This is a genomic window from Brevibacillus sp. FIR094, from assembly GCF_050477165.1.
Taxonomy (GTDB): domain Bacteria; phylum Bacillota; class Bacilli; order Brevibacillales; family Brevibacillaceae; genus Brevibacillus.
In genome coordinates, this window is record NZ_JBEAES010000030.1 from 54,952 (window position 1) to 68,187 (window position 13,236).

The window sequence follows — 13,236 nt, forward strand, 5'->3', positions numbered from 1 at the left end:
AGAAAAAAAGTGGGCATGATGGATGAAAAATCGCATCATGCCCGTGGCTTGTCTACAGCACTTTACTGAGAAACGCCTTGGTTCTCTCATGCTGAGGATTGTCAAAAATCTCGGCAGGTTTGCCTTCCTCTACAATATATCCGCCATCCATGAAAATCACGCGATCGGCTACTTCACGGGCGAAACCCATCTCATGCGTAACCACGATCATCGTCATTCCTTCTTTGGCCAAATCCTTCATCACCTGAAGAACCTCTCCAACCATTTCCGGGTCGAGTGCAGAGGTAGGCTCGTCGAACAGCATGATATGAGGGTCCATGGCGAGCGCACGGGTAATGGCTACGCGCTGCTGTTGACCGCCTGACAGCCGATCTGGATACGCGTCTCGCTTGTCCGCCAAATCTACTTTTTTGAGGAGTTGCAGAGCCTTTTGTTCATTTTGCTGGCGCTCTGAATTTTTGACGTGCTTGGGCGCGAGCATGATGTTTTCCAAAACAGTGAGATGCGGGAAGAGATTGAACCGCTGAAACACCATGCCGACACGCTCTCGCAGCTTGTTAATGTCCACTTTGGGGGAGGTAACCTCCATGCCCTCAATGGTGATTTTGCCAGATGTCACTTCTTCCAACTGGTTCAGACAGCGCAGAAACGTACTTTTTCCCGATCCGGAGGGACCGATAACACAGACGACTTCGCGCTCTTCAATGGTAGTCGAGATGTCTTTTAAGACTTCCAACGAGCCAAAGCTCTTTTTCAAATTCTCTACATGAATCATTTCGCGAACCTCCTCTCAAGGGAACGGGATAGCAGACTGAGGATGTATATCATCAGGAAGTAGAAGACTGCTACTACAGCCCAAATTTCGAATGAGCGGAAGTTGCTAGAAATGATAATCTCACCACTGTTCATCAGTTCACGGATACCGATGACCGTTAAGAGCGAGGTGTCTTTTAGCGTCACGATGAATTGGTTGACGAAAGCAGGAATCATGCGGCGAACAGCCTGAGGCAAGATAACCAGGCGCATGGCTTTTCCGTGCGTGAGTCCCAGGGAGCGAGCAGCTTCCATTTGCCCTTTATCGATGGAGAGAATCCCTCCGCGGAAAATTTCAGCCAGGTACGCTCCGGCATTAAGGCTGAGCGCAAGAATACCTGCGGTTGTCTCTGGAATTTTGATATCAAGGACAGGCGGTAATCCAAAATAAATAAAGAAGATTTGAACCAACAGCGGTGTGCCGCGAAGAAAGTCAACGTAAGCGGTTGCAATGCCGCGAAGCACTTTGGACCGGCTTGTGCTCATCAAGCCAAAAAGCAATCCGATTAAGAGAGCGAAAAACAGGGAAATGACCGTTATTTTTAACGTGACCACAGAGCCTTGGGCCAAGACAGGAAGCGCATCGACAATGACATCCCAACTACTGCTCATTTGGACAACTCCATTCTTTCTAAGGTGAAAAAAAGGCGCGTCTCGCGCCTTTATTTTTTGGTGCTCAAGTAGGTGTTGATGATTTCATCGTATTTTCCATTCTCTTTCAGCTTCTTCAGACCGGAGTTGAGTTTGTCTTGCAGCTCTTTATTGCCTTTTAAAACGGCGATGCCGTAGTGGTCACCATTGAGACGATCGCCTACAATTTTTAGCTTGGATGCAGGGTCTACCGCAATTTTATAAGAGATAACAGGATAGTCCTCGATAGTCACATCAGCGTTGCCGTTCTGAACCTCTTGGAACATGGAAGGGCTATCGTCGAAGTATTTGACAGTCGCTCCGTACTTTTTCCCGAGCTCATCAGCAAAGGTCGCGCCAGTCGTGCCTTTTTTGATAGCGATTGTTTTGCCAGCCAAATCTGCCTCTCCATTGATCGTTGTGTTATCCTCACGTACGACCAGGGAAAGACCTGCTTGATAGTAAGGTTCAGAGAAATCTAAAATTTCTTTGCGCTTATCCGTGATGCTGATCCCTGCAATGGCTCCGTCCAATTGCTTCGCTTGAACAGCCGGAATGATTCCTTTGAAGTCCATCGGCTTAATTTCTACCTCAAAGCCCTCTTCTTTGGCGATGGCGTTGATCAGGTCGATGTCAATTCCCACGTATTTTCCGTCTTTTACAAACTCAAAGGGTGGGTAAGTTGCATCTGTACCAATCAGGTACTTCTTGGCACCGGATTGCCCAGATGTTGAGGCGGCTTTATCCGTGCCAGTGCCACACGCACTAACTGTAAGTGCCAACAAACCAGATACAACAGCAAGCATTAGTTTTTTCATAAATTACCCCCAAGTATATTTATGATAGATATGATATGGACATGAATATAGTAATATAGAAGAGTCGGTAAAGTCAAAACAAACTGAAAATAATTATTATACATAATTGTATGAACCATATCATGGTGCGATAACAGAAAAGTTTTTTCATACCTGCTATAATGGTAGCAAATGTATAAAAGGGATGGGAAAAACGATGAAGCAGGTCACCATATTGATCGCCGACGATGAAGCGGAGATTGCTGAGCTCGTTGCCTTGCATGTGAAAAAAGAAGGTTACCACACAATTATCGCAGCGGATGGAAGGGAAGCACTCCAAGCTGTGCAGACGCATTCGATTGATTTGGCAATCCTCGATATTATGATGCCTGGGCTGGATGGCTATGAGGTCACCCGGCTCATTCGTGAACAGCACAATATGCCGATTATCTTTTTGAGTGCCAAGACGTCCGATCTGGATAAAATTTCGGGATTGGTGATGGGTGCAGATGATTATATGACCAAGCCATTCAATCCAATGGAATTGTCGCCCGTGTGAATGCCCAGCTGCGACGCTTTAAGCAGCTGAATCAACCAGCAGTAGCAGTAGCGAGTAACAAGGTCTTAGAGGCAGGTGGACTTGTCATTTACCCTGAGCAGCGAACCGTGAACCTGTACGGAGAAACGATTGAGTTAACGCCGAAAGAGTTTGATATTCTCTACCTACTGGCCAGCTATCCAAAGAAGGTATTTAGTGCGGATAATATTTTCCAGCAGGTGTGGGGCGAAGCGTACTATGAAGGCTGCAATACAGTCATGGTGCACATTCGCACCTTGCGAAAGAAGCTGGGAGAAGAAAAAACCAAGAACAAGTGGATCAAGACGGTCTGGGGAGTAGGGTATTCCTTTCATGGCTAAGATGATACGGAGCTTTCGGTTCCAAATGGTCAAGCTTCTGGGCCTCAGTCTGCTTCTATCCGGTACGGTTACCTATGTCATCTATAAAACGCTACAGCTTTACTATCGAACACAGGTAAGGTTTGAAAGCTTGTTAACGCCGATTCGCTATCTTATGCGAGAAATAGGGGACATTTACTTCTTTTTGCTTATTTTTGTTCCACTAGCCATCTTGTTTTTCTTCTTGTTAACCAAACGGTATGCCAACTATTTTCAGGAGATTTCAAGAGGGATTCATCATCTTGCGAATGGCGACTTTACCCACCATATCCACATACCATCGAACGATGAGTTCGGGGATATTGCCAAGGACATCAATCTGGCGGGTGAAAAATTGCAGGAAGCTGTACAACGAGGAGATTTTGCCGAAAGCAGCAAGGATCAGCTGGTTTTGAATCTAGCGCATGACCTGCGGACGCCGCTGACTTCTGTTTTAGGGTATTTGGACATCATTTTGCGGGACGAGCAGTTGACGGTGCAACAAGCCAGGCATTACACGACTATTGCTTTTACCAAGTCGCAGCGTTTGGAAAAGCTGATCGATGAGCTCTTCGAAATTACGAGAATGAACTACGGCATGCTCACTATCCAACAGAATCTGATTGACCTGAGTGAATTACTCATGCAGTTAAACGAGGAGCTATATCCTTCCTTGGAGAAAAATCAGTTGGAATCCAGAATGAATGTGGCCTCACAGTTGACGATTCTCGGAGACGGAGAGCTTCTGGCACGCGTTTTCGAGAATATCATGACCAATGCCATTCGTTATGGACAAGATGGCCAGTTTGTTGATATCAACGGTTTTTTGGATCGCGACGAGGTAGTTGTGCAGGTGATTAATTATGGCAATGAGATTCCCCCGGAAGATCTGCCGCATCTTTTCGAGATGTTTTACACGGGTGACAAGGCACGCACTCATCAAAACGGAGGCACAGGTCTTGGGTTATTTATCGCCAAAAATATTGTCGAGCGCCATGAAGGGACGATTTCTGCTCAGAGCAATTTGATCCGCACCGTTTTTGAAATACGCTTGCCTTACGAATAGACTCCCTCACTTTAAAAAAATTTAAGTTTTTCCCCACTTTTTCTTTTAACAGTTTTCCTTATCCTGATCGGGTGACGAGCCAGGGTGGAACCTGCAAAGGGAAAAGTGGGGTTTTTTGATTGGCCAAGGGTTATCGGAGCGTAAAAGTTTTGGGGGAGGTAAGGGAATGAAAAAGCGTTTGTGGATCTGGCTGGGGGTAGGCGTGCTTGTGGCTGGGTTCGGCGGCTATGCGGCTTCTTCGGGAGAGAAGAAGAATGGCGTTCCTGTCACGTTATCAACGGTGGTAACGGCTGATTTGGAAAGCACCATTTTGACTTCGGGCATGGTCAAGGTACGAAATGAACATACCTTGTTCGCCAATCATGCAGGTGATCTGCGGAATTTCTCCATCAAAGAGGGAGACAAGGTGACGAAAGGGCAGGTGATCGGCAATATCGACATGTCTGATGTCAGCAATGAAATCATGGATATCGAGGCGCAAATCACCATTCAGGAAGCGAATATCGCAAAGCTCTCCAAAGGTGTGGAGCCTGAGGAAGTCACGAAAGTGCAGGAGCAGCTTGCCCAGTATGAACGTGAATACCAAACGGCATTAAAAGATTATCAGCGAACGCAATCGCTGTTTACCGCAGGCGTGTCTACCCAACAGGCTGTAGAGGAGGCGAAGCAAAAGCTACAGACCGCGGAATCAAGAGTAAGGGTCGCGAAGCAAGATTTACTTTTGAAGCAAAAAGGGCCAGATAAGGCAGAGATTCGCTCCTACGAGGCGCAAATTCAAAAGCTGAATTTGGAAAAAGCGAAATATGAAAAGCAACGTGTGCAAAGCAGCATCGTGTCTCCGATTGACGGGACGGTGCTCTCGATGAAGGTGAAGGAAGGGAAATACCTAAGTAAAGGCGAGGAAATTCTCACGGTTGGAGATACCGATGATGTTATGGTCGAAGCAGGAGTCGGAGAATCTGACTTGCGTAAAATCAAAATCGGACAGGATGCGGTGGTCTCAGGCATTTCCTTAGGCGGAGAACAGTTGCAAGGCAAGGTGTCGCGCATATCTCCTATAGCTGTAACCAGCAAAGAGCGGGATGGAGAGAGTACGAGAGTGCCGGTCGCTGTCCATCTGAATGAGACGAGGGAGTATTTAAAGCCAGGTTTTCACGTGGATGTGAACATCGTCCTGCAAAAAGCAGCAAACGCCATGCAAGTCCCCATTGAGGCAGTCGTGATGGACCAAGATGGATCTTCTTTTGTCTGGGTAGCGGAAAATGGTAAGGCCAAGAAGAAAAAAGTGACGACTGGAATTGAAAGTGAATTGTTTATCCAAATTGAAAGCGGATTGGATGGCAGTGAAGAATTGGTAGTGAATCCACCGGAAACCTTGCAAGAAAATGAAACGGTCTTCCAATCATCTCCCGAAGAGTTTGCGGAGTAAAGGGGGATACATATGCTGAACATTGAGGGGTTAACCAAACAGTACAAGACGGATGAGCTGGAATTGTTTGCTTTGCAAAATGTCAATATCCACGTGGCTCAAGGTGAATTCGTGGCGATCGTGGGACCTTCTGGTTCCGGAAAATCGACGTTTATGAACATGCTGGGCTGTCTGGATCGGCCAACGTCCGGAACGTATGTCTTGGATGGAATTGATGTTACGCAGCTGAAGGATAGTGGGCTGGCGCAGGTACGCAATCAAAAAATCGGCTTTGTCTTTCAAGCATTTCATCTGTTGCCACGTGCCACTTCGCTGCGAAATGTAGAGCTGCCGATGATGTATGCGGGTGTCGGCATGACAGAACGCAAAAAAAGAGCGAAAGCGGCGTTGCAGCGTGTCGGACTCGGCCAGCGGATGGATCATAAACCAACGCAGCTGTCCGGCGGTCAAAGACAGCGGGTAGCCATTGCCAGAGCTTTGGTTAACCAGCCGACCATTTTACTTGCTGACGAGCCGACAGGGAATCTCGACAGTCGTTCCAGCATCGAGATCATGGCGATTTTTCAAGAGCTACATGCGCAAGGGGTAACGATTCTACTCGTCACGCACGAGGCTGATATCGCCCAACATGCCGAGCGCGTCATTACGTTTCGAGATGGTCAAATCATCCGAGATGAGCGAGTGGAAAAGCGCTTGTTTGCTACTGCGTCCGAGGAGGTAATCCTCACGTGAATTTACTCGAAAGCTTTCGTACGGCTCTGGAAGGGATTGGGGCAAATAAGCTCCGAGCTACCTTGACGATGTCTGGGATCATCATCGGAATCATGTCTGTCATTGCTGTGATTACACTAGGGAACGGCAGTCAACAGGCCTATACCGAACAGTTGGAGAAGCAGGGTGCTACTAATTTCAGCGTTTATTTTGGCTGGGACCCTGGGCAAGGAAGCAAGCTTACTGATTTGACAGTGGAGGATGCTTATGCACTTCCCCAACAATCGCCCTACATTGAAGAGGCCGTGCCGTTCGCCTCTTATTTTGGAACGATTCGTGGCCCGAAAAAGGGGAAGGACGCAAGTATACAAGGAACAAATGAGGATTTGTTAAAGGTTCAACCCAACTTGAAAATAGTTGCAGGCAGATATTTTACTGCCAAGGAAGTAAGAGAGGGGAAGCCGGTTATCGTTTTAACCGAAAAGTTAGCGGCAGGGCTTTTCGGACGTGAAGACCCGATTGGCAAGCGTTTGACTTACGAAGCAGCATCAGTCGTCGTTATTGGCGTGGTAAGGGAAGCCAAGCTGATGTTTGACAATGGTCGATCTGAGGGTGCCTATATGCCGATTACCTATCTGCAAAATGTGACCGGGTTGAAGATGGTTCATACGATGACTGTAAAAGCTAAGTCGAAGGAAACGATGGAAGAAGCCAAGAGACAGACAGAGAAGTACTTAAACCGCAGGCACGATCGCGAAAACTACTACCAAATCGATAGTATCGAGAACGCACTAGGTGAGATGGATTCCTTTTCCGGCACGCTCACCACGATCTTTAGTGTCGCTGCCGGGATTGCGCTATTTGTCGGTGGGATTGGTGTCATGAACATCATGCTCGTATCCGTTACGGAGCGGACGCGGGAAATCGGCATTCGCAAAGCGTTAGGAGCGCGTTACGGAGATGTTATGCTGCAGTTTTTGATCGAATCGATGATCGTCTGCTTGATTGGTGGAACGATTGGGGTGCTGCTCGGCATCGGGACAGCCATGTTTGCCTCCCAATATGTCGATGTGCCGCCGCTATTATCGTGGGAAAGTATCGTAATCGCCTTCGGATTCTCCAGTGCCATCGGTATTTTCTTTGGGCTCTACCCAGCTCATAAGGCAGCCAGGCTCAATCCGATTGATGCGTTGCGATATGAGTGAGGAACGAAACAGAAATGACTAGCAGATATCGCTGCTAGTCATTTTTCTATTAGTCTCGAACCGATTTTAATGCCGTTGACCAACTAATCACTTGATTTAACATGTCGTTTACATGTGGGATGTGCAATTCGGATGGTTGAAAGACCGTGTAATTTTCAAAATCAGTAAATAGATTGAAGGCAGGTTGTGTACGAACGTCGGCAACCTGCAATTCTCCCAGGATTCCACGTAAGTGCTCTGCTGCACGAGTTCCGCCTGACGAACCATAGCTGACGATACCAGCCGCTTTGTTGTACCATTCCTTGCGGGCGAGGTCGAGTGCGTTTTTTAATACCCCTGTGATGCTGTGGTTGTATTCGGCGGTAACGAATACGAATCCATCCAGGCTAGATAGCTTTTCCGCCCATGCGGCTACTGGTTGCTCACCATTCGGATCGCCAAAGAACGGTAAATGAAAGTCCGCAATATCAACGATTTCATACGCTGCATCTCCTCGTTGATCGGCAACTCCTTTGAGCCACGCACCTACTTGGGGACTGACTCGGCCTGGGCGAGAGCTGCCCAGAATAATCCCGATTTTTAAGCTTGAAGTACTCATGGTTCGTTCCTCCTTATGCGGCCTTGTTTAATGGTAGTTCCTTGGAGCGAACATTATGCTTAAAAAAAGGCCGCAACTGTAAAGCTCAGCTGCGGCCTCGGAGTCCTATGAGTAATGAATCGAAAGAAAGTTCCAGTAAAATAAATAGCCAGTATACAGGATGGAGAGTACCGCTGCTGCACCATTCGCTACCTTCCAGCGATCACGCTCCTTGGCTGTTCCGATTCGCAGGAGCAAATAAGCGGCGGTGGCCAACGAGACAATCGGCAGGGATGCGACAACCACTTGGTAGAAGGCCGGGTAGCCGTATACCAGTGCTCCGTTCGCATAGGTGAATTGGATGATAAAAAACAAGCTATGAAGCAGAGCCATAATTGGAACGATCTTCGAAATAGCGTGCGATTGATTCCGCCATTTGCGGAGCCCGAAACGAGCGATCCAAACGAGCGAAAGAAGGATGAACACGATTCCGGGAATCACATATAGAGCCAGGAGAACAGGCGGACTTTCGATGAAGGAGATACGAGGAAGCGAAAAGTTCATCGGTCCTGTCATATAAAATTTCCCTTGTTCCTCGTGAAAATATAGCTGTTCCTCACCATCGATCTCTTGAAAGAAATGATCGTCTACTTGCACAAACTTTTTCTCAAGAGATTGTTGTCCTTCATTCTGGAACATACCAGTCACGGATATCGTCTGTCCATCCAATGCCTTCACTGTGTAAGGGTAGCTACTGAGAAGACGAAGCCCTTTGCCCCAGCCATTCTCGGGCGTCAGGGTGAGCAGATATTGACCTTCCAGCTTTTTTAATTCGTCTATGGTTCCATTAACAGGAGTTAGGGGCTTGCGGACTTGCTCTGTCAGTAGCTTGTCGGTAAACGCATTTACGACTTTGCTATGCAGCTCCAAGCCAGCATGCGTGGCGTTCACCGTAACAAAGATGCCGAGTGATTCTGAGGGAATCAGCACCATTTTCGAGATAAAGCCATCAATCCCACCGTTTGCCCATAGGGTAGGAATGCCGTTTTTCGTCTCTCCTTTAAAAAAGCCGTAGCCAATCCCGTGCATGCGTTTATGGGCCGCGAATTGCTGGGCATGCATAAGCTGGACAGTTTCTGGTTTGAGCAGAGATGTGCCGTTATAGCTGCCGTCAGAAAGGTGGGCAATCATATAGGGGGCGAAGTCGACTGGTGTCATATTAGCGGCACCACTCCCTGGGAAAATAATCCCCGAATAAGGAATCGTTTGATAGCCGTTTCCGTCGAAATAATAGCTTTTAGCCAGATTGCTCCTATCTTGCGGGAGATACAATTCGGCGGAATCCATACCTAGCGGGCGAAAGATATTCTCCCGCATATAGTCATGCAAAGATTGACCCGAAGCTTGTTCAATTACACTACCTAACAATCCGGTTCCCGCATTACTGTATTGAAATTTGCTGCCTGGCGTGAAAATCGTCTCCTGCATCTGAAGCGTTTCATTTACGGTCTCGGTCGAGAATTCCGGTATCACACTCTGGCGGTTGTCTCTTTTATAAATTTTTTCATCTATGCCGGCTGTATGTGTGAGCAGGTGGTGGAGTGTGATTGGGCCGTAACGATTATTGGTAATTTTGTAGTCTTTTAGGACGGTATTCAAATCTTCGCGTAAGGAAAGCTTGCCTTTTTCCACGAGCTGCATCGCTGCAGTAGCGGTAAACGACTTGGTCACGGAACCGATTCGAAACACCGTACGCTCAGGATCAACGGGGATTTGCTTTTCGACGTCGGCAAAACCATAGCCTTTTCTAAAAATGATGCGATCTCCCTGGGTAATGACAATGGCTGCGCCCGGGATATGCAAGTTGTTCATTTCATTTTTCATGAGGGGATCAACGACTTGTTCGATGGAAGGAGTAGTGAGCGGCGAGCGAGCATTGGCCACTGATAGAGGCTGTATTAGCATGAGGCAGGATACGAGTAGAACGGCAAACCATTTTCGTAGAGCAAATAATGTCATGTTCATCACCTTTCACGTTTAGCGTCAGTCCATTGTTGTAAGGCCAGCGATAGGGATGAGTATAGGACGATGAGTGTCACGGTGAGAAGTAACAGAATGTCATTGTTTATCGTGACAGTAGCTGGATGTCATCTGATAATATAATGGAAAGAAAGTTTGGGTGTAGATGAGGTGTGCCAATTGCTTGCATTCGTTAAACGATGGTTATGGGTCGACTGGATGATCTTCACCATCCACTTTATGTGGGGATTGACGATTATTCTCGGCTTTGTCCGCCATCAAGATCAATTGCCTTATCCGCTAGTCATTACATTAATCGTTCTATTCTTAGTGCTTGTCGTCCCCAGTTGTTTGCGTCGATACTCTCGTAACCTATATTTGTTCGCTGAGATTATTTTGAGCGGAGGCTTGTGCATTACCTTGAACTTCTTTTTTGAAGGAGTAAGGTGGCAGTTTATCCCTATCGCTTTTCTCATCGGATATCACAGTGTGGATCGATCTTATCGCTGGACGGGACCATTGGCGATTTTGGCGATCCCGTTTCTTGTGAGGGAAGCAATTGGGTTTGATTTCGAGCCTATAGTCGTAAGTGATCTAATTGTGTACCATTTCGCGGCATATGCGCTTGGTTTTGCCTTTCAATTGCTTAGCCGTATGCACAAACAGAGCCTGATTATTCAACACCAGAACCAGATAATGGAGCAATACACTTCCCAAGTGGAGGAAATCACGCTGCTGGAAGAACGGAACAAAATGTCTAGAGAGCTGCATGACACGATCGGACACACGATGACATCGCTCATTATGGGTATGGAGATGCTTCGGTCTAGAATACCAGATGCGGAGGCTAGTCGGCTGGACATGCTTTTGCAGATGGCCCGACAAGGTTTGGACGAGTCCAGAGGGATTTTCCACAAATGGGCTCATAAAGGCTATGAATCTGCTACGACCATGGAGTCGGCTTTCGTTGAATTGATCGGGCAATTTCAAGTGGCTACAGGGGTGTCCGTCAAGCTGCGTATGTACGGCGCTGAGTATGCGTTGAGCCGTTCCATGAAGCTGACTTTGTACCGCTGCTTGCAAGAAACATTGACCAATGCTGTGCGACACGGAAAGGCAACACAAATTCAAGTGGGGCTTTACTTTGAAGAAGCTCAGATCCGGTTGCAGGTCGAAGATAATGGGGAAGGAAATGGGACGATCGAATTCGGATTTGGTTTGCAATCGATGAAGGAAAGGCTGGAAGCACTTCAGGGACGATTATCGATCCATTGTATGGACGAAGGAGGTGTGACGGTCATTTGTAGTCTGCCAGCTGTGCAGGCTGTACCAAGTGCAGGCATACGTATCCTGATCGTCGATGATCAGCCCATTGTGAGGGACAGTTTGCAATTCGTTTTACAGAATCAGCAAGATTTGCAGGTGGTCGGGGTCGCAGAGAACGGCTTGCTGGCACTGGACATTATTCCAAAAGAAAAGCCCGACGTCGTACTTTTGGACGTTCAAATGCCTGTCATGGACGGGGCGAAGACACTTCAAGCAATACGTGAGCGGTGGCCGGATATGCGCGTCATTATGTTGACGACCTTCGAAGAAACAGCTCTTGCGGCAGAAACGCTAGGGAGAGGCGCGAATGGCTACTTGTTAAAATCGGTTAGTCCGGTCGAGTTGGTAGAGGCGATACGAGTTGTTCATCAGGGTGAAGCGTTGATTAACCATAAGATTGCGGATGTCCTTTTCAAAGAAATGCGCTTGCAGCAAGAAGAGCTGAATGGGCTTCGCCAAAAGCAAGGACGCGATTGTCCCTATGGGTTGACGGAACGGGAAAGAGGCATATTGGCCTCATTAGTAGAGGGGCTTCGCATGAAAACAATCGCGGAGAAAATCTATCTTTCTGAAGGAACGGTACGCAATTGCACCACAGTGATTTATGCAAAACTGGGTGTTAAGAATCGCGAAGAGGCCGTTAAAAAAGCACGGGACGAAGGGCTTACTGGTTAGGTGGCCAGATTTTCTGACCAGTTGTGGTAGAATGGACAGTATCGAATGGAGGTTGTATCAAAGATGAGTCAATTGCCAAATTGCCCAAAATGTAAATCAGAATACACGTATGAAGATGGAAGCTCCTTGGTATGTCCGGAATGCAGCCATGAGTGGACTCTGCAAGCAGACAGCGACAACGGTGAAGATAACAAGGTCATCAAGGATGCAAATGGAAATGTCTTGAATGATGGCGACACCGTAACCGTCATTAAAGACCTCAAAGTAAAAGGGACTTCATTGGTCGTGAAAATCGGAACAAAAGTAAAAAACATCCGTTTGATTGAGGGAGACCATGATATCGACTGCAAAATCGATGGTTTTGGTCCCATGAAATTGAAATCGGAATTTGTGAAAAAGGTGTAAGCTGGGAATGTAACGGACAAGAAAAAGCTGACTGCATGTTAGATGCAGTCAGCTTTTTTTATAAAGGCAAGGCCTAGTTATGTGAGGCGATGAATGGACCAGACGATTCCCTCGCCGCCTCCACCTAAGTTGAGGTTGATGGTCAATCCATTGGCAACATAGAACAAACCGAGTGTATCTCCGGCGTTGAGTTGAACGTCACCTGCGAGTGTGACTGTTCCAGCTCCCAGAATGGCTCTCAATGTGAGTACGAGCGCAACGTTTACGTTGAGGACAGGGAAATCACCGATAATGAGACTTGTTGCAACAGGGGTGATTCTCTGTACATCAAATGCAGGGGTGATTCCGGCGCCTAAACTAACGGTAATGGCTGCGGTCGTTTCATAGTTGATAGTTGCTTTAATGGCGTAAGTTCCAGTCGCTGGTACTGTATAAGTGCCAGTTAGAGCGTTGAAACTCGCGCTGCCATAGTAGGGGCTGGCCGTTGACCAGTTAACTAATTGGGAAGATGCGCTAAGGGTCACAGTTGATAAAAAGGCAGAGAAGTTTTCAACGGTGAAAATAGGTCCAGTTGCCCCAGTGGCGCCAGTTGCCCAGTGGCGCCAGTTGCCCAGTGGCGCCAGTTGCCCAGTGGCGCCAGTTGCCCA

The 13,236-nt window shown here is 47.4% G+C and carries 11 protein-coding genes and 2 pseudogenes; 7 read left to right on the forward strand and 6 right to left on the reverse strand.

What is annotated here, in order from left to right:
* Nucleotides 1-52 precede the first annotated feature (52 nt).
* The 3 genes from ACQ5DJ_RS22690 to ACQ5DJ_RS22700 are packed head-to-tail and all read right to left on the reverse strand — an operon-like array spanning nucleotide 53 to nucleotide 2,261.
* Entirely contained in the window at nucleotides 53-775 is a 723-nt protein-coding gene (locus ACQ5DJ_RS22690; protein ID WP_429844428.1) for an amino acid ABC transporter ATP-binding protein, read from the reverse strand.
* Complete coding sequence (locus ACQ5DJ_RS22695) at nucleotides 772-1,425, reverse strand: amino acid ABC transporter permease (protein ID WP_409176369.1); 654 nt, start codon at nucleotides 1,423-1,425, stop codon at nucleotides 772-774. The genes ACQ5DJ_RS22690 and ACQ5DJ_RS22695 overlap by 4 nt, the downstream gene beginning before the upstream one ends.
* Nucleotides 1,426-1,475: 50 nt before the next feature.
* Entirely contained in the window at nucleotides 1,476-2,261 is a 786-nt protein-coding gene (locus tag ACQ5DJ_RS22700; protein ID WP_429844429.1) for a transporter substrate-binding domain-containing protein, read from the reverse strand.
* A gap of 196 nt (nucleotides 2,262-2,457) precedes the next feature.
* On the opposite strand from ACQ5DJ_RS22700, the pseudogene ACQ5DJ_RS22705 reads away from it, so the two are divergent.
* From ACQ5DJ_RS22705 to ACQ5DJ_RS22725, 5 genes and pseudogenes are all read left to right on the forward strand, one after another.
* Nucleotides 2,458-3,158: pseudogene (locus tag ACQ5DJ_RS22705) on the forward strand (response regulator transcription factor).
* Nucleotides 3,151-4,242, forward strand: a complete 1,092-nt coding sequence (locus ACQ5DJ_RS22710) for a sensor histidine kinase (protein ID WP_429844430.1) — start codon at nucleotides 3,151-3,153, stop codon at nucleotides 4,240-4,242. The pseudogene ACQ5DJ_RS22705 and the gene ACQ5DJ_RS22710 overlap by 8 nt, the downstream one beginning before the upstream one ends.
* A gap of 166 nt (nucleotides 4,243-4,408) precedes the next feature.
* Nucleotides 4,409-5,671, forward strand: coding sequence for an efflux RND transporter periplasmic adaptor subunit (locus ACQ5DJ_RS22715; protein ID WP_429844431.1), 1,263 nt, complete (start codon nucleotides 4,409-4,411; stop codon nucleotides 5,669-5,671).
* A 12-nt stretch (nucleotides 5,672-5,683) separates the two neighbouring features.
* Nucleotides 5,684-6,403, forward strand: coding sequence for an ABC transporter ATP-binding protein (locus ACQ5DJ_RS22720; protein WP_429844432.1), 720 nt, complete (start codon nucleotides 5,684-5,686; stop codon nucleotides 6,401-6,403).
* Nucleotides 6,400-7,587 (forward strand): ABC transporter permease, encoded by a 1,188-nt coding sequence (locus tag ACQ5DJ_RS22725; protein ID WP_429844433.1) that lies wholly within the window; start codon nucleotides 6,400-6,402, stop codon nucleotides 7,585-7,587. Before ACQ5DJ_RS22720 ends, ACQ5DJ_RS22725 begins: the two co-directional genes overlap by 4 nt.
* Before the next feature lie 49 nt (nucleotides 7,588-7,636).
* On the opposite strand, the gene ACQ5DJ_RS22730 is transcribed toward ACQ5DJ_RS22725, so the two are convergent.
* Nucleotides 7,637-8,185 carry an NADPH-dependent FMN reductase gene (locus ACQ5DJ_RS22730; protein ID WP_429844434.1) on the reverse strand — a complete coding sequence of 183 codons (549 nt, stop codon included), beginning with the start codon at nucleotides 8,183-8,185 and terminating at the stop codon, nucleotides 7,637-7,639.
* A gap of 105 nt (nucleotides 8,186-8,290) precedes the next feature.
* Entirely contained in the window at nucleotides 8,291-10,183 is a 1,893-nt protein-coding gene (locus tag ACQ5DJ_RS22735; protein ID WP_429844435.1) for a serine hydrolase domain-containing protein, read from the reverse strand.
* Nucleotides 10,184-10,354: 171 nt separating this feature from the next.
* Here ACQ5DJ_RS22735 and ACQ5DJ_RS22740 point away from each other — a divergent pair, with 171 nt between their 5' ends.
* Both ACQ5DJ_RS22740 and ACQ5DJ_RS22745 read left to right on the forward strand, forming a co-directional pair.
* Nucleotides 10,355-12,184 carry a response regulator gene (locus ACQ5DJ_RS22740; RefSeq protein WP_429844436.1) on the forward strand — a complete coding sequence of 610 codons (1,830 nt, stop codon included), beginning with the start codon at nucleotides 10,355-10,357 and terminating at the stop codon, nucleotides 12,182-12,184.
* A 63-nt stretch (nucleotides 12,185-12,247) separates the two neighbouring features.
* A complete protein-coding gene (locus ACQ5DJ_RS22745) occupies nucleotides 12,248-12,589 on the forward strand; it encodes a zinc ribbon domain-containing protein YjdM (protein WP_429844437.1) in 342 nt (113 codons plus the stop codon).
* A 77-nt stretch (nucleotides 12,590-12,666) separates the two neighbouring features.
* Here the strand turns inward: ACQ5DJ_RS22745 and ACQ5DJ_RS22750 are convergent.
* Nucleotides 12,667-13,236: pseudogene (locus ACQ5DJ_RS22750) on the reverse strand (hypothetical protein); the annotation flags it as partial.

What these genes read in the sequence shown, in the direction of transcription:
- ACQ5DJ_RS22690 (WP_429844428.1), bottom strand. Translation starts at nt 775, where the DNA reads ATGATTCATGTAGAGAATTTGAAAAAGAGCTTTGGCTCGTTGGAAGTC.
- ACQ5DJ_RS22695 (WP_409176369.1), bottom strand. Translation starts at nt 1,425, where the DNA reads ATGAGCAGTAGTTGGGATGTCATTGTCGATGCGCTTCCTGTCTTGGCC.
- ACQ5DJ_RS22700 (WP_429844429.1), bottom strand. Translation starts at nt 2,261, where the DNA reads ATGAAAAAACTAATGCTTGCTGTTGTATCTGGTTTGTTGGCACTTACA.
- ACQ5DJ_RS22710 (WP_429844430.1), top strand. Translation starts at nt 3,151, where the DNA reads ATGGCTAAGATGATACGGAGCTTTCGGTTCCAAATGGTCAAGCTTCTG.
- ACQ5DJ_RS22715 (WP_429844431.1), top strand. Translation starts at nt 4,409, where the DNA reads ATGAAAAAGCGTTTGTGGATCTGGCTGGGGGTAGGCGTGCTTGTGGCT.
- ACQ5DJ_RS22720 (WP_429844432.1), top strand. Translation starts at nt 5,684, where the DNA reads ATGCTGAACATTGAGGGGTTAACCAAACAGTACAAGACGGATGAGCTG.
- ACQ5DJ_RS22730 (WP_429844434.1), bottom strand. Translation starts at nt 8,185, where the DNA reads ATGAGTACTTCAAGCTTAAAAATCGGGATTATTCTGGGCAGCTCTCGC.
- ACQ5DJ_RS22735 (WP_429844435.1), bottom strand. Translation starts at nt 10,183, where the DNA reads ATGACATTATTTGCTCTACGAAAATGGTTTGCCGTTCTACTCGTATCC.
- ACQ5DJ_RS22745 (WP_429844437.1), top strand. Translation starts at nt 12,248, where the DNA reads ATGAGTCAATTGCCAAATTGCCCAAAATGTAAATCAGAATACACGTAT.